The organism is Ruegeria sp. CJ3 (assembly GCF_056536725.1).
This window is the reverse complement of the sequence record NZ_JBQFQE010000003.1, coordinates 45,120-59,405: the sequence shown is the minus strand read 5'-3', so window position 1 is coordinate 59,405 and position 14,286 is coordinate 45,120. Positions and strand designations below refer to the sequence as shown.

The 14,286-nt window shown below is 62.1% G+C and carries 16 protein-coding genes, 1 other RNA gene and 1 riboswitch; of the genes, 7 read left to right on the top strand and 10 right to left on the bottom strand.

Annotated features, from left to right (window positions below; translation table 11 throughout):
* Window positions 1-128 precede the first annotated feature (128 nt).
* From ACR0J1_RS06005 to ACR0J1_RS05985, 5 genes are all read right to left on the bottom strand, one after another.
* Window positions 129-617: a hypothetical protein gene (locus tag ACR0J1_RS06005; RefSeq protein ID WP_480731386.1), complete on the bottom strand. Its 489-nt coding sequence runs from the start codon at window positions 615-617 to the stop codon at window positions 129-131.
* Between the two features lie 108 nt (window positions 618-725).
* Window positions 726-1,316, bottom strand: a complete 591-nt coding sequence (locus ACR0J1_RS06000; protein WP_480731384.1) for an imm11 family protein — start codon at window positions 1,314-1,316, stop codon at window positions 726-728.
* A 72-nt stretch (window positions 1,317-1,388) separates the two neighbouring features.
* On the bottom strand, window positions 1,389-1,982 hold the full coding sequence (gene recR / locus ACR0J1_RS05995; protein WP_480731382.1) for a recombination mediator RecR: 594 nt from the start codon (window positions 1,980-1,982) through the stop codon (window positions 1,389-1,391).
* A gap of 61 nt (window positions 1,983-2,043) precedes the next feature.
* A complete protein-coding gene (locus tag ACR0J1_RS05990; protein ID WP_480731380.1) occupies window positions 2,044-2,388 on the bottom strand; it encodes a YbaB/EbfC family nucleoid-associated protein in 345 nt (114 codons plus the stop codon).
* 229 nt (window positions 2,389-2,617) lie between these two features.
* Window positions 2,618-4,426, bottom strand: a complete 1,809-nt coding sequence (locus ACR0J1_RS05985) for a DNA polymerase III subunit gamma/tau (protein WP_480731378.1) — start codon at window positions 4,424-4,426, stop codon at window positions 2,618-2,620.
* A gap of 107 nt (window positions 4,427-4,533) precedes the next feature.
* Here ACR0J1_RS05985 and ACR0J1_RS05980 point away from each other — a divergent pair, with 107 nt between their 5' ends.
* On the top strand, window positions 4,534-5,037 hold the full coding sequence (locus tag ACR0J1_RS05980) for a protein-tyrosine phosphatase family protein (protein WP_480731376.1): 504 nt from the start codon (window positions 4,534-4,536) through the stop codon (window positions 5,035-5,037).
* 1 nt (window position 5,038) lies between these two features.
* Here the strand turns inward: ACR0J1_RS05980 and ACR0J1_RS05975 are convergent, their stop codons facing one another.
* Window positions 5,039-5,446 carry a hypothetical protein gene (locus tag ACR0J1_RS05975; RefSeq protein WP_480731375.1) on the bottom strand — a complete coding sequence of 136 codons (408 nt, stop codon included), beginning with the start codon at window positions 5,444-5,446 and terminating at the stop codon, window positions 5,039-5,041.
* A gap of 90 nt (window positions 5,447-5,536) precedes the next feature.
* A riboswitch (cobalamin riboswitch) is annotated at window positions 5,537-5,759 on the bottom strand.
* Window positions 5,760-5,880: 121 nt separating this feature from the next.
* Between ACR0J1_RS05975 and ACR0J1_RS05970 the strand changes: the two genes are divergently transcribed.
* A complete protein-coding gene (locus tag ACR0J1_RS05970) occupies window positions 5,881-6,738 on the top strand; it encodes an alpha/beta hydrolase family protein (RefSeq protein WP_480731373.1) in 858 nt (285 codons plus the stop codon).
* A gap of 18 nt (window positions 6,739-6,756) precedes the next feature.
* Here the strand turns inward: ACR0J1_RS05970 and rsgA are convergent, their stop codons facing one another.
* The 3 genes from rsgA to ACR0J1_RS05955 form a co-directional block, all read right to left on the bottom strand.
* Window positions 6,757-7,785, bottom strand: a complete 1,029-nt coding sequence (gene rsgA, locus ACR0J1_RS05965; RefSeq protein ID WP_480731371.1) for a ribosome small subunit-dependent GTPase A — start codon at window positions 7,783-7,785, stop codon at window positions 6,757-6,759.
* A gap of 160 nt (window positions 7,786-7,945) precedes the next feature.
* Window positions 7,946-8,044, bottom strand: an RNA gene (ffs, locus tag ACR0J1_RS05960) — signal recognition particle sRNA small type.
* Between the two features lie 38 nt (window positions 8,045-8,082).
* Window positions 8,083-9,963, bottom strand: coding sequence for a bifunctional 2',3'-cyclic-nucleotide 2'-phosphodiesterase/3'-nucleotidase (locus tag ACR0J1_RS05955; RefSeq protein ID WP_480731369.1), 1,881 nt, complete (start codon window positions 9,961-9,963; stop codon window positions 8,083-8,085).
* A 179-nt stretch (window positions 9,964-10,142) separates the two neighbouring features.
* Here ACR0J1_RS05955 and nudC point away from each other — a divergent pair, with 179 nt between their 5' ends.
* The 4 genes from nudC to ACR0J1_RS05935 are packed head-to-tail and all read left to right on the top strand — an operon-like array spanning window position 10,143 to window position 12,694.
* A complete protein-coding gene (nudC, locus tag ACR0J1_RS05950) occupies window positions 10,143-11,126 on the top strand; it encodes an NAD(+) diphosphatase (RefSeq protein WP_480731366.1) in 984 nt (327 codons plus the stop codon).
* Window positions 11,127-11,167: 41 nt separating this feature from the next.
* Complete coding sequence (locus ACR0J1_RS05945) at window positions 11,168-11,635, top strand: SRPBCC family protein (RefSeq protein WP_480731365.1); 468 nt, start codon at window positions 11,168-11,170, stop codon at window positions 11,633-11,635.
* 12 nt (window positions 11,636-11,647) lie between these two features.
* Complete coding sequence (locus tag ACR0J1_RS05940; RefSeq protein ID WP_480731363.1) at window positions 11,648-12,118, top strand: N-acetyltransferase family protein; 471 nt, start codon at window positions 11,648-11,650, stop codon at window positions 12,116-12,118.
* Between the two features lie 36 nt (window positions 12,119-12,154).
* The gene (locus tag ACR0J1_RS05935; protein WP_480731362.1) at window positions 12,155-12,694 is read left to right on the top strand and encodes a chloramphenicol phosphotransferase CPT family protein; all 540 of its coding nucleotides are present in this window, start codon (window positions 12,155-12,157) and stop codon (window positions 12,692-12,694) included.
* A gap of 7 nt (window positions 12,695-12,701) precedes the next feature.
* On the opposite strand, the gene ACR0J1_RS05930 is transcribed toward ACR0J1_RS05935, so the two are convergent.
* Window positions 12,702-13,535, bottom strand: coding sequence for a prephenate dehydratase (locus tag ACR0J1_RS05930; protein WP_480731360.1), 834 nt, complete (start codon window positions 13,533-13,535; stop codon window positions 12,702-12,704).
* Between the two features lie 121 nt (window positions 13,536-13,656).
* Here ACR0J1_RS05930 and ACR0J1_RS05925 point away from each other — a divergent pair, with 121 nt between their 5' ends.
* The gene (locus tag ACR0J1_RS05925) at window positions 13,657-14,166 is read left to right on the top strand and encodes a c-type cytochrome (protein ID WP_480731358.1); all 510 of its coding nucleotides are present in this window, start codon (window positions 13,657-13,659) and stop codon (window positions 14,164-14,166) included.
* The last annotated feature ends 120 nt before the right edge of the window (window positions 14,167-14,286 follow it).

The following is a 14,286-nucleotide window of genomic DNA, read 5'->3' as shown; positions in this document are numbered from 1 at the left end:
GGCCTTCGTTTACGAATTTGCAACACTCGTTCTGAGCAGGCTCAGGTCCTACTACAAGCCACCGCCGCCGGGTCCGGGCGCTTTGCCTGGCCTCTAGCTCAAGGAGGTTGGCGAAGCTTCTCGCCTCGTCACAACGTTCTGTTCTGGCAATCGCGCGCATAGTCCAGCGCCTTGGCGGTGCCTTTCAGATCAATTGCCATGACGGTCTGGCCGTCTGGGTTGTAAACCGTCATGGTCTTGTTCTGGGCAATCGCGTTGACGAAATTGCGGTCAGTGAAGAACACGGTCGCGCCGGGTACTCGATCTTGTTTGAACCCGATAGCGGTGGCATCAAAGCTCTTACCGTCCAGTTCGAACCGGATCGGATAGCTCTGCCCCGGTTCGATGTCGCCCCAGGCCTTGTTGTAGACGGTGAAATACCCGCGATTGTCCAGCGCGTCATAGCCTAAGCGCACCACCGAGAGGTCCTGATACACCGTCTGGATCAGACACCCGTCGCCAAGCGCAGGGTCCATCATGATGTTCCAACCTTGGACAAAGCCCTTGTCGATGAGGTCTTGGGCGAGAGAGGCGTTGGCGGTGAATGCGGCGACGGTGAGGGCGAGGAGGCGGGTCATGAGCGATGTCCTTGGAAGTCCGATTTGGCAATGATGCTACCCGGAAGCGGAGCCGACCGAAACGGTGAATCTGGGAGGGGTATCTGGTTGGGCCGTCGTGTTGTACTGCTACCGTTCTTCGGCGGGGGCACGCTCCAGATATTGAAGCTTCCGTTTCCTGTAGAGCCCCATGAAGTCCTCAGAGATGAAGAAACTGCCACCCAGATACTTCGCCCGCCAAAGGTGTTTACCGGCTATGACATCGCTCTTTAGCACCATTCCTTCATGGGATATTTTTTCAGGGGAGAAAAATGCGATCGCCCCATCTTCCCAACGATCCACACTGACACCGCCCTGTTCGTAGTCAAGACAATCACACTGGGTCATGATATTCATGACATAGTATTGCTGTGGTGCCGGATCACCACGTTTTCCGTTACGCAATTGGAATGGGAAAAACTCATGCAGGCCCGGTTCCAGTTCCTCAACAACCTGCCGGAAATTCTCGGAAACAAATTGGAGACCCCAACGATCAATATAGTCCGGAATACGCTTACGCGGCTTTTCAGTGTAGCCACTGGTCGGCAATGGTCCAGAGGCAGGATTGTAACGAGTCGCGCTCTCTAGTCCCAGCTTGCGAGCATTGCGTGGCTTTTCCCCATCGAATTCAATGTTCACATACCAAGGCGGGTTCACAGTGCCCCAAACATTGTAAGCCATTCATTTCTCCAAACTACCTGAGCTTAAATCGTCTTTGAAAAGCTGGAACCGTAGCAAGTCGCACGACAGGTTTCAAAGCTCCTTCCGCGCCCTGAGCGCCGCCGTAATCGTCCCGTCATCCAAATAGTCCAGCTCTCCCCCAATCGGCACGCCCTGCGCCAATGAGGTCAGGCGGACCTGACCCTCCAGCTGGTCGGCGATGTAATGGGCGGTGGTCTGGCCGTCGACGGTGGCGTTCAGGGCGAGGATGATTTCGGTGATCCCTTCGGCTGTGACCCGGTCCTTGAGGCGGGGAATGCGCAGTTCGTCCGGGCCGATGCCGTCCAGCGCCGAGAGCGTGCCGCCCAGAACGTGGTAGCGGCCTTTGAAGACACCCGCGCGTTCCATCGCCCAGAGATCGGCGACGTCTTCAACCACGCACAGCTCACCGGTTGCGCGGGCCTCGGTGTTGCAGATGTCACAGATATCGGTGGTGCCCACATTTCCGCAGTTCAGGCATTCGCGGGCGGTGATGGCGACCTGCTGCATGGCGTCCGACAGGGGCGTCAGCAGCAGGGCGCGTTTGCGGATCAGGTGCAGCACCGCTCGGCGGGCCGAGCGGGGGCCGAGACCGGGCAGCTTGGCCATCAGGTCGATCAGGTTGTCGATGTCGCTGTTGGAACTCACGGCCTGTCCTGCGTGGCGTCGGAGGGAGCCTCCGGCGGGAGTATTTTCGAAAAGATGAAGATCAGAACGGCAGCTTGATGTCTGCGGGCAGGCCCATGCTTTCGGTCAGTTTTGCCATCTCTTCCTGCGAGCGTTCGGCGGCCTTGGTCTGCGCGTCCTTGATGGCGGCCAGGATCAGGTCCTCGACCACTTCCTTGTCGTCGCCGTTGAAGATGGACGGATCGATATCGAGACCTTTGAGCTCGCCTTTGGCGGTGGCGGTGGCTTTGACGAGGCCTGCGCCGGATTCACCGACGACCAACAGGGTGTTCAGTTCGTCCTGCATTTCGGTCATCTTGGTCTGCAAGTCTTGTGCGGATTTCATCATCTTGGCCATATCGCCCAGACCGCCGAGTCCTTTGAGCATCGGAATTCTCCTGTAAGTCAGTTTGAAGCCTAAATACGGGCGACATCTCTGCGACACAAGGGCCGAGGGGGCTCCCGCCCGTCGTCAAGGTCTTTGGCAAGACCTTTTCTCCGGTTGGGCCCGGCAGCGCGGGCAAAGCCCGCGCTGCCGGGCCCAAGGCCGCTCAGGGGTATCGGCGCAGCCGATGGACCGTGGCGGGCGCGGGAGCGGTCCGGGAATCTGAGCCGCGTCAGTCTTCCTCGAACGGATCCCATTCGTCTTCGACCTCGGGCAGGGCTTCAGTTTCGACTTTGGCGGCGCGTTGTTCGGGGGTTTCTATGCTTTTGATCCGGGCTTTGGGGAAATGCATCAGGACAGCCTGAACCAATGGGTGTTGCTCGGCCTCAGCCTTGATCGCCAGATCGGCGGCATCGCGCAGTTCGGCGATGGTTGCGGCCTCTCCGTTGGCCACGATCGAGACGGCCCAGCGGTTTCCGGTCCAGCGTTGCAACGCTGTACCCAGCCGTGCGGCAAGGTCCGTTGGCGCGGAATTCGTTGGGGTGAACTCAATCCGCCCCGGCTGGTATGAAACTAGTCGGACACTGTTTTCAACCTCGACCAGCAGCTTCACATCCCGGTTCGCGCGGATGAGTTCGACCACATGCTCAAAGCTGGGGTAGCGGGCCAGAGCCGTCTGCACATCCTGGGCCAATGCGGTGGTCGGGGCGCCTGCCCCGCCGCGCGCGGGCGGAGCATAGGCGGTGGCCATCGGGGCTTGCGCGGCATGCGATGGTGTCGGCATTCCGCCGCCGGGTCCGCCATTAGGCGGCGGAGGGGTATCCTGCAGCCGTTTGATCAGCTCTTCGGGGCTTGGCAGGTCAGCCACATGGGTCAGCCGGATCACGGCCATTTCGGCGGCCATCATGGCGTTGGGGGCGGCCGAAACCTCCTCAAGCGCTTTCAGCAGCATCTGCCACATGCGGGTCAGGACGCGCATCGGCAGCGCCTCGGCCATTTGCTGGCCCCGGGCGCGTTCGTCGGGGGAAACGGTCGGGTCTTCGGCGGCGTCGGGCGTGATTTTCACCACCGACACCCAATGGGTGATCTCGGCCAGATCGCGCAGGACGGCCAGCGGATCGGCCCCTTCGGCGTATTGAGCGCTGAGTTCGGTCAGGGCGCCTGCCGCATCGCCGCGCAGGATCATGTCGATCAGGTCCAGTACGCGACCCCGGTCAGCCAGACCCAGCATCGCGCGCACCTGATCGGCGTTGGTCTCGCCCGCGCCGTGGGATATCGCCTGATCCAGCAATGAGGTCGCATCACGCGCGGATCCCTCCGCCGCGCGGGTAATCAGCGCCAGAGCATCCTCGGCGATCTGTGCGCCTTCGGCATCGGCGATTTTGCGCAGCAGGCCGATCATGTCCTCGGGCTCGATCCGGCGCAGGTCGAAGCGCTGGCAGCGTGACAGAACCGTCACAGGGACCTTGCGAATCTCGGTGGTGGCAAAGATGAATTTCACATGCTCGGGCGGTTCCTCAAGCGTCTTGAGCAGCGCGTTGAAGGCGCTGGTCGAGAGCATGTGCACCTCGTCGATGATGTAGATCTTGTAGCGGGCCGAGGCCGCGCGATAGCGGACGCTGTCGATGATCTCGCGGATATCATTCACGCCGGTGCGGCTGGCGGCGTCCATCTCCATCACATCGACATGGCGGCCTTCCATGATGGCCACGCAATGTTCGCACTGGCCACAAGGCTCGGTGGTCGGTTTGCCTTCGCCGTCGGGACCGATGCAGTTCATGCCCTTGGCGATGATGCGCGCGGTGGTGGTTTTGCCGGTGCCGCGAATGCCGGTCATGATGAAAGCCTGCGCGATCCGGTCGGCCTCGAACGCGTTTTTCAGGGTGCGCACCATGGCGTCCTGGCCGACCAGATCGGCAAAGGTTTCCGGGCGGTATTTTCGGGCGAGAACCTGATAGGCGGGGCTGGGCGTGTCGGTCATGTCTGCTTTCGCGGATTCGAGTTCTGCCGCAGCGTAGAGGCCCCCGCTGTCCGCGTCCACCGCCCGCCCCGATGATTTTCATTTTGGAAAGCGCGCCAGGCTGGATAGACTGGCCGGATAGATTTGAGCGGCTCGTTTTTTGTGGGGTGTGTTTTAAGGGGGATTTCATGTCGCAACTGGTGATTTATGCGTTGCGGGTTGGCGGGGGCACGTTGGCCCTGACGTCGATGCCGGGCCGCGGCGGGGATTATGAGGGCGATCTGGGTGTGATCGCAGGCTGGAAGCCGGGGCTTGTTCTGTCGATGACCACCGAGGTTGAAATGATTCAGGACGGTGCGCGCGATTTCGGAGCGGATATCCAGAGCCGCGCCAGCCGTTGGGTGCATCTGCCGATCGAGGATTTCGGCGCCCCACCCGAGGCGGTCGAGGACCTGTGGCCTCAGGTCAGCGCTGCCGCGCGGCAGGCCCTGTCCGGCGGAGGCCGAGTTCTGGTGCATTGCCGGGGCGGCTGTGGCCGGTCGGGCATGGTTGTACTGCGGCTGATGGTCGAATCCGGCGAGCGGCCCGAAAAGGCGCTGGAGCGCCTGCGGGCATTGCGCCCCTGCGCTGTCGAGACCGAGGGGCAGATGACCTGGGCCGTTGCCCCGGCCCGGGTCCCGTTACAGCGATAGATCAGGCGCAGGCCATTTGTTGCGGTTCGGCCTGACGACGCGGGGCTAGAACAGACGCTTCCAGCATCGCGCAGGGCGGGTTCGTAAGCAGCCCAGAGGGCAGCGTTGTGAAAGAGGTGCCGAACATCATGTCCGCATAGTCCTCAAGCATATCGGTTTCGGCCTCGGGATCGCCGCCGCAGAACACGCGCACTTGATCGGGGCAGGCGCGAAAGCGGGCGGTACAGCCTTCGAGGCAATGGGTCAGTTCGCTGCTGCCTTCGACCTGAAATTCGGGGTTGGTCACCGGGCGGGCGGTTGACACGGCCTGCGTCAGTGCCCGCGCCATGCGGGCCAATGCCGGGCAGGGTTTTCCGGTGCGCTGGCATACTGTTGCCGAGAATTCGTGCGTGTTGGTCTTCCAGATCATATGATGCGCCCTCCGCGCGCGGGGCGGGGGCATGATACAGGCGGGACGGCGCGATGCTGTCAGGACCTGCCCGGACACCCCGCCCGAGATTCAGTTTCGGTTCCGATGGCAGGTCTCCTGACTTGCGGGTCATCGCTTTGCCGACCTTCCCAGCCTTTCGGCCAGTGGCATTTCGGCATTGCTCACCGCTTACAGTTGCGGGGGCAGTCGCGGATTTGGTCCGTTCCGGTTGTCGCCGGGCAGGGCCGCACCGTGTTCCCTTTTCATCCCGGCCTTGGTCAAAGGCACGGGAACCATCACCGCATCGCTAGCGGTTGGGCGGGCACCGAGTCAAGCGAATTGGCGGGCGCGGCCCACCAATGGTCTCGCGACGTCAATCTTGACTCTGTGGCGACTAAATGAACTGATCGGTTCAGATTGTGCCAGAGGACCCAATGTTGGATGCGCAGCAGACCGTAATGGCGGAAGATTTCCGGTTCCCCTCCGGCCCTGCGATGCTGTCGGCGCGGCTCTACCGGCCCGCGTCAGAGCCGGAAACGGTCGTTGTGATCAACAATGCGACCGGTGTACCGCGTGACTATTATCAGCATTTTGCGCGCTGGCTGGTGGCCGAGCACGGCATGGCTTGCCTGACCTATGATTATCGCGATTTTGGCCAGTCCCTGACCGGCCCACAAAGAACGTCAACAGTGACGATGGCGGATTGGGCTTTGATCGATATTCCGGCCGCGCGCACTGAGATGCGGCGGCGGTTTCCTCAGGCAAAACTCTGGAGCGTTGGCCATTCGCTGGGTGCGATGCTGGGGCCGGTGCAACCTGATATCGACCGTATTGACCGGATGATCTGTGTCTGTTCCGGGCTGGTGACGCTATCGGATCACCCGTGGCCCTATCGTGCCCTGGCTGCATTGTTTTGGTACGGTCACGCGCCGCTAGCGGCGCGTGCGCTGGGCTATCTGCCGGGTAAGGCGCTGGGCTTTGGTGAAAATCTGCCCGCTGGGGTTTATTGGCAATGGCGCAAATGGTGCACCGCGTCCGACAGCTATCTGCCCGAAATCGGAGAGACCCTGCCTGCCGCGCGATGGTCCACCATAGGCGGACCGGTTGATCTGTTTGCATTCGAAGACGATCAAATGGTCCCACCCGAGGCGGTCTGGCGGCTGGCCGATCTCTATGGCCCGGAGGCGCGCCGTCATCTGCTGTCACCGCAGGAGTTCGGGTTGTCCAAGGTCGGCCATATCGGCGTGTTTGCCCGGCGCAACGCTGCCGTCTGGCCCCGCCTGATCGCCTGATCAGACGAGGCCTGCCGGTCACAACCGCTTGCGCGATTTCTTCTCTTGCATGACACCGCGCACCATCTTGCCGAACGCTTTGTCGCGCGCGCGGGACTGCGCGATGGTTTCCGAGTTGCGCTGATCCTCGCGCCGCAGCTTGCGCCACCGCTCCAGTCGTGAGGGATCATGCGTGCCGTCGTGGATCGCGCCCTGCACGGCACAGCCGGGCTCGGCCTCATGCTGGCAATCCGAGAATCGGCAGTTCTGGCTAAGCTCTATGAGGTCCGAGAACACCTCGTCCACGCCTTCCTGCGCGTCCAGCAACCGCAAGGCGCGCATGCCGGGTGTGTCGATCAGCCATCCACCATTGCGCATGTGGTGCAGCGCGCGGGCGGTGGTGGTGTGCCGACCCCGCGCATCATCCTCGCGAATGCCTGCGGTAGCCTGTGCCTGACCGGTCATAGCGTTGGCCAGCGTCGTCTTGCCAACGCCGGATGAGCCCAACAGCGCGCCGGTCTGGCCCTTTGGACACCACGCCAGAACCTGTTCGATCTCAGTCGGGTCCAGCGCATTGATCGCAAGCACCGTCAGAAACGGGTCGATGGCTTGCACCTGCTGCACATAGGTCTCGGGCGCATCCGATATGTCGGCCTTTGTCAGCACGATCACCGGATAGCTTCCGGCTTGATGGGCCAGCGCCAGATAACGCTCCAGCCGGGGCAGGCTGAAATCGGCGTTGCACGAACTGATGATGAATAGCACATCGACATTGGCGGCGATCAACTGCGCCGACGCCCCGGTGCCAGCCGCCCGGCGTTGCAGCAGGCTGCGCCGCTCGAGCAGATGCCGGACGCGGTTGTTGTCGTCTGCCAGCACCCAATCTCCGACCGCGTAGTTCCCGGTGGGGTTGTCCGGGCTCAGCAATGGGGATTCGCCATCGGGGCTGAGGCCGATCAGCCGGTCCCGGTGGACGGCGGCGATGCGAAAAGGTTGGCATGAAGGGTCAGCCGCGTGTTGCGCGGCGAAATGAGAGGACCATCCGAGGTCCGATAAGGAAAGATACATTGCTCTGCCTGTGATCAGAAACAGCTTGCCCATCGGATGGCAATCGCGCACCCGCTGGTCATGTGTTCAGGCAGTCAGAAGATCGCTGTGGATCAGAACCGGGCTGCCCGAAGGGTTTTTACTACAATCATAAAGCCCTCCTGCGGCTATGGGTTGGTTCAAGTGAGAGGCTGGACATCGACCCAAGCGGGACTCGTTGTGGCTGCTTCCTTCCGGACCTGACCAGGTTGGCGAGGCGCTCGCCCGCGCCAACCTCTCGCCCCCCATATAGGCGTGCCGCGTGGCCTTGGCAACCCGTCAGAGCGTCAGGTGAACGGGCAGAAACCCGTCGTCGTTCAGGGGCAGGGTGCGGGGTGCGTATTCGGCCAGCTCATCCAGATAGGCGCGCGCGCCGGGGCCGGTGGCCAGAATCGCCTCAACCCCGTTTGCCGGGACAAAGGAGAACGGTCGCGGTGCCCGCTCCAACGGATCGGAGGCCAGCGCGCCCGCCAGATAGGCGCACAGAACGTCGTGAATGCGCGGCGCAGGCAGCGTGATCACCTCAGCCGCAGAGACAAACGGGAAATGACCCCCGCCGCTGAGGCGGTAATTGTTGGTGGCGACGACAAAGCGCTGATCCGGGCGCACCGGCTTGCCGTTCACCTGCAAGGCGCGAATACGCGAATGGGCCGGGTCTGTCAGGGTTCCGCCTGCATTGAACCGGGCCGGTTGGGTGAGGTCGATTTGCCAAGTTGCGCCATGCAGGACGTCGAAATTGTATCCCGCCCGGCGATGGTCGATCAAATCCCCCGGCCTGCGCGGCGAGAGCTGGTTGAACACCCCAGCGGACATCTCAAGCCAATCCTCAAGCTGCGCGCCGGTCACCACCGCCGCCCGCAGTTCATTGGGAAAGACATGCAGGTCGGCCACATGGCGGATCGAGACCGGGCCGGCGGGAACTTCGGTGTAATATCCGGGGCCGGCGCGCCCGCCGAACTTGGCCGGGGATGTGGCTGAAAGGACCGGTAGGCTGTCCCATTGACTCCCACGCAGCAGAGGGCGCAGCGCCGCAGCCTGCGCCGCCGCCAGCAACGCCAGTCCCCGATCCGGGACGCAATACGAGAAATAGCTGTGCAGCGATTTGCGAACTGACCCCACCGGTCTTGAGACGCGTTTGCGCGTCTCCTCATGCCCTGCTGCAAAGAGCTGTTTGATCTCGGCATTCTCCGGGGTCAGCGTCGTGGGGGTTCTGACCGGCACCGCCTCGACCCGGCTTTCGACGACGTGCCAGCCGTGCCCGTCACGCTGTTCCAAGACCAGATCAACAATGCCCAGATGCGACCCGGCCCATCCCGGCATTACAACCGGCTTGCCGTGTACCTGCCCCTGTTGGTGATCCACATGGGTCAAGCCGCCATGCGCTTTGCCGGGCAAGGTCAGATGTGTATGCCCGGCCACGATCACGTCAATCCCGTCCAGCGCGGCCAGCGGGATGACGGCATTTTCCATGTCCGGTTCAGCCTCGACCCGATCCAGCCCGGAATGCGCAAGTGCCACGACAAGATCGCAGCCTTCGCGCCGAAGGTCGGATGCGGTCTGTTGCGCTGCGGTCAGGATATCTGTCACCTCGACCTGATCCTGCAGCATATGCGCTTCCCACCGAGCTGTCTGAGGCGGCAGGACCGACAGGACGCCGATGCGCAGCGGGATCTCTGCCCCGTCGATGTTGACGACCCGCTGCAGAATCGTGTGTGGAACCCAGCCCTGCGTCGCCCGCTTGCTGCGCATGTTGCTGCAGATCACGGGGCACCGGATCTGGGCGGCGATGCCATCGACAAACTCCAGCCCGAATCCAAAGTCATGATTGCCCAGACCGACCGCGTCATAGCCGAGGGCGTTGAAGACCTGCGGCAGCGGGTGTGCATCCGGCGCGGTTTCTGCCGCCCAATCGCCAAACGGCGCGCCCTGCAACGCGTCGCCATTGTCGAACAGCAGAACCAAGGCACCCTCTCGCCGGGCCTCTTCCCGCGCGGCGCGGATCAGGCTGGCGGTACGGGTCAGGCCAATCCCGGTGGCCGCGCTATCGGCGTAATAATCGAACGCCGTCAGATGCATATGCAGGTCAGAGGTCGCCAATATTCGCAGGGATGCGCCGGAACGGCCCCCTTGTTGTGGGCGCGACGATGGACTGGATTTCAAAATTTCTACTTCTGGCTGTCAAGGTAACTCGATATTCACCATGAGGATGACTTAGTGCAAATTCCGGGGCAATGTTGCGGTCTTTCGGCGGCAGGCGAAAATAAGTTCGCCGGTGAATACCCGTTGCGCCGGGTGCAAAGACATGGCAGCCCTTTGCCCGGTACTTGAGGACAACAGGCATGAAGCGCGCGGAACAGGTCACATTTGGCGGCTCGGGGCTGAACCGGGCGGGATTGCTGCGCGGCGATGCGGGGAAACTGGCGCAGACCTATGACGATCCGGCGGCGCGTTGCCTGTTGCTGTGGCGCGATAAGCTGCTGGTGCAGGGCGAGGGGTTGGACAAGTTGGCCCTGATCCCGATGGATCACAAGGTTCTGCAACATGGGCCGGGCGGCGTGATAGAACAGCCGGTTTTGCTGGGCCTGTCGGACGATGAGACGCCGCTTTTTGCCATGGATATCTCGGGCTGGGCCGCCGAGGGGCTGGATCTGGCTGATGTTGGGGCCTTTGTGGATCGCAGCGAACAGCAGCACCCGGACCTGCCGGACGGCTATGTCTTTGCCGAGCTGCGCCGAATCATGACCCGCCTCAGCCCACGCGATGCGGAACTGGCAGCGACCGCCAAGGCGGTGATCGGATGGCACGAAACACACCGGTTCTGCGCCCGCTGCGGTGCGGCCAGCGAGATGTCTCAGGGTGGATGGCAACGCAGTTGCGCGGCGTGTGGGGGGCAGCATTTCCCCCGAACCGATCCGGTGGTGATCATGTTAATCACACATGGCAACTCGGTGCTGATGGGCCGCTCGCCCGGCTGGCCCGAGGGGATGTATTCGCTGCTGGCCGGTTTTGTCGAACCCGGCGAAACGCTTGAGGCGGCCGTGCGGCGCGAGGTGATGGAAGAAGCGGGCGTGCCGGTGGGCGCGGTGCGCTATCTGGCCAGCCAGCCCTGGCCGTTTCCGGCCTCGCTGATGCTTGGCTGCGCCGGTGACGCCTTGTCGCCCGAGATCGTGATCGATCCGGTCGAGATCGAGGATGCGATCTGGGTCAGCCGGACCGAGATGATGCAGGTCTTTGCCGGGGATCACCCCAGGCTGCTGCCAGCCCGAAAAGGCGCGATTGCGCATTTCTTGCTGCAGCACTGGCTTGCAGACACATTGGACTAACGAGAAACTGACCCCGACCCCGGGTGTGGAAAAGAAACGAGATGCAGTTTTCAGCGCAGGAAGATATCGAGGTTCCGATCGACACGGTATTCGCCATGGTTGCGGATTTCGAACGTTTCGAACGGATGGCCATGCGCCGCGGGATCGAGGTGCGACGCACCGCCGGATACGGGGCCCCGCAGGCCGGGACGACGTGGGAGACCGAGCTGAACATCCGGGGCAAACCGCGCCAGATCTCGGTTTTGCTGGCCGAATGCGAGACGCCATCGCTGATGCGGTTCGAGGCGAGCAGCAAGGGCATGAATGGCGATACGGTAATCGAATTACTCGCCCTGTCCCAGCGCCGCACGCGGCTGAGCATCGCGACGTCGCTGGGCGCAAAAACGCTGCCCGCGCGGTTGTTGCTGCAATCGCTGAAACTGGGCCAGTCCAGATTTCGCCGCCAGTTCCAGACTCGCCTCAGCGACTTTGCGCGCGAGCTGGAAGAACGCCACCTGCACGGGGCCTAAGGGGTAAGCCGAATGGCTCAGATCACTATTCGAGAGGCTCGGGACAGTGACGCGGCGGGAATGTCCGCGTTGCTGCAGGCTCTGACCCACGCGGGCAAACGCACGAGGCCAAGCGATGCCGCGTTCGCGCTGTCTCACTACATCAATGGTCCCCATCAGATCCGATGCTCGGTCGCGGTTGCGGCGACGGGTGAGGTTCTGGGGTTTCAGTCGCTCAAACTGGCGACCGCGGGCAATCCTTATGGCGTGGCAACCGGATGGGGCATCATCGGGACTCATATTGCCCCAACGGCCGCGCGCCGCGGCGTTGGACGGGCGCTGTTCGGCGTCACTCTGACGGCAGCAAAGGCCGCTGGCCTGCCGGCCATCGACGCCACCATCGGAGCGGGCAATGCCGAGGGTCTGGCCTATTATGAGGCGATGGGATTTCGCGACTATAGGCAGAGCGAAGAGGCCATTTCAAAGTCCTTCGACCTCGGATAGCGTCACCTAACCGGTGCTGCAGGGGGAAGAACAGACATGGCGCAGATCATCTTCCTGCACGGTGCCTCAAGCAGCGGTAAGTCGACAATCGCCCAAGAGTTGCAGAACAGGGCCGAGGTCCCCTTCTGGCACGTCTCGATCGACCATCTGCGGGATTCGGGCGTATTGCCGATGCAGCGATTTCGGCAGGGCCATTTCGATTGGGCCGAAAGCCGGTCGGCGATATTTGATGGCTTTCACGCGTCCCTTGCGGCCTATGCGAATGCAGGCAACAACCTGATCGTTGAACATATTCTCGATACATCGGGATGGATTGAGGCCCTGAAGCAAGGTTTCACGGGTCACGACGTTCTGTTCGTTGCTGTCCGTTGCCCTGAGGACGTGTTGGCGCAACGGGAACTTGCCCGTGGTGACCGCCAAGTGGGCAGTGCCGCCCGGGATGAACGCTCCATACATCTTGGAAGAGTATACGATCTTGAGGTCGACGCGACCGAGAGCGCGGACGCAAACGTGGCGACAATCCTCGACCTATGGCGCTCGGGGCGACGGTGTTCAGAGTTTTCGGGACCTGAATAGCCCGCCTTCACCCGCGCGGCTGCGCTGCGGGGTAAACGCCCAGCAGTTCGACATTGGTGGTGAAGTGCTCCAATTCGTCCATCGCCAGCTGCACATTGCGGTCATCGGGGTGGCCCACGATGTCCGCGTAAAACTGCGTCGCGGTGAACGAGCCGTCGACCATATAGCTTTCCAGCTTGGTCATGTTGACACCGTTGGTGGCAAATCCGCCCATCGCCTTATACAGCGCGGCGGGGATGTTGCGGACCTGAAAGACAAAGCTGGTGATCATCCCGTGATCGCCCCGGCGCGACAGATTTGCCTCACGCGACATGACCAGAAAACGGGTGGTGTTGTCGCCCTGATCCTCGATGTGGCGGGCCAGCACGTTCAGCCCGTAAATCTCACCGGCCAACTCGCTGGCCAGCGCGGCCGAGTGGATGTCACCGGCCTCGGCCACCTCGCGCGCGGCGCGGGCGTTGTCGGGGCTGACGCGGCCCCGGATATCGTGCTGCTTCAGAAAACCCGCGCATTGCGGCAGCAGAACCAGATGGGAATGCGCCTCGGTGATGTCCTCAAGCTTTGCACCCGGCACAGCCAGCAGATTGATATGCACCCGCACAAAGGCCTCGTCGATGATATGCAGCCCGCTATGGGGCAGCAGGCGGTGGATATCCGCGACCCGGCCATAGGTGGTGTTCTCAACCGGCAGCATCGCCAGTTCGGCCTCGCCCGAGCGCACTGATTCGATCACATCTTCGAAAGTACGGCAGGGCAGGGCGTCCATATCGGGGCGGGCATTGCGACAAGCCTCGTGGCTATAGGCGCCGGGCTCTCCCTGAAATGCGATACGTTTGGTCATTTGGTCGATTCCGTGCAACAAGTTCGCGAATTGGGCGTTTCGTCGCGGTGTCTATACCTTGCCTCTTGTCAGGGGAAGCCTTAGACACCCCGCAGACAGCTGAAATGGACTCGCGATCAAAATGTTCGACACGATGACAGTTACCAAGGCCGCCGCAGGCCTGTTCGGCACCTTCCTGGTGCTGCTTCTGGCGAAATGGGGGGCAGACGTCCTCTATAGCACCGATAGCCATCATGCCGAGGCTTCCTATATCATCGAAACCGAAAGCTCGGGCGAAAGCGCCGACGGGGAAGAGATTGTATTCGAAGACATGCTGGCCGCAGCCGACCCGGAAAAGGGCGCGCGGGTGTTCCGCAAATGCACCGCCTGCCACAAGCTGGAAGACGGCGCGAACGGCACGGGTCCCTACCTGTATGGTATCGTCGACCGCCCGGTTGCGTCGGCCAAGGGTTTCACAGGCTATTCGGCCTCGATGCAGGCGCATGGCGGCAACTGGACGCCTGAGGCTCTGGACGCGTTCCTGACCCGCCCCAGCGCCTATATCTCGGGCACATCCATGAGCTTTGCGGGCCTGAAAAAACCGCAGGAACGCGCCGACCTGATTGCGTATCTGCAGACCATCGGCAACTGATCTTTCGATCAGAATTGCAGGTTTCAAAGCCGCTGCTCTCGTGCAGCGGCTTTATTTTTTGTCTGACAAGAACTTCACAAAGCGTTCACGCATTCTAAACTTGCAACAGTAAGTGTTGGC

Excerpts from the sequence above, each read along its gene's own strand:
- ACR0J1_RS05930 (WP_480731360.1), bottom strand. The coding sequence starts at position 13,535 with ATGACCAAACGTATCGCATTTCAGGGAGAGCCCGGCGCCTATAGCCAC.
- ACR0J1_RS06005 (WP_480731386.1), bottom strand. The coding sequence starts at position 617 with ATGACCCGCCTCCTCGCCCTCACCGTCGCCGCATTCACCGCCAACGCC.
- ACR0J1_RS05970 (WP_480731373.1), top strand. The coding sequence starts at position 5,881 with ATGTTGGATGCGCAGCAGACCGTAATGGCGGAAGATTTCCGGTTCCCC.
- ACR0J1_RS05945 (WP_480731365.1), top strand. The coding sequence starts at position 11,168 with ATGCAGTTTTCAGCGCAGGAAGATATCGAGGTTCCGATCGACACGGTA.
- ACR0J1_RS05975 (WP_480731375.1), bottom strand. The coding sequence starts at position 5,446 with ATGATCTGGAAGACCAACACGCACGAATTCTCGGCAACAGTATGCCAG.
- rsgA (WP_480731371.1), bottom strand. The coding sequence starts at position 7,785 with ATGTATCTTTCCTTATCGGACCTCGGATGGTCCTCTCATTTCGCCGCG.
- ACR0J1_RS05935 (WP_480731362.1), top strand. The coding sequence starts at position 12,155 with ATGGCGCAGATCATCTTCCTGCACGGTGCCTCAAGCAGCGGTAAGTCG.
- ACR0J1_RS05990 (WP_480731380.1), bottom strand. The coding sequence starts at position 2,388 with ATGCTCAAAGGACTCGGCGGTCTGGGCGATATGGCCAAGATGATGAAA.
- ACR0J1_RS06000 (WP_480731384.1), bottom strand. The coding sequence starts at position 1,316 with ATGGCTTACAATGTTTGGGGCACTGTGAACCCGCCTTGGTATGTGAAC.
- ACR0J1_RS05940 (WP_480731363.1), top strand. The coding sequence starts at position 11,648 with ATGGCTCAGATCACTATTCGAGAGGCTCGGGACAGTGACGCGGCGGGA.
- ACR0J1_RS05925 (WP_480731358.1), top strand. The coding sequence starts at position 13,657 with ATGTTCGACACGATGACAGTTACCAAGGCCGCCGCAGGCCTGTTCGGC.
- nudC (WP_480731366.1), top strand. The coding sequence starts at position 10,143 with ATGAAGCGCGCGGAACAGGTCACATTTGGCGGCTCGGGGCTGAACCGG.
- ACR0J1_RS05980 (WP_480731376.1), top strand. The coding sequence starts at position 4,534 with ATGTCGCAACTGGTGATTTATGCGTTGCGGGTTGGCGGGGGCACGTTG.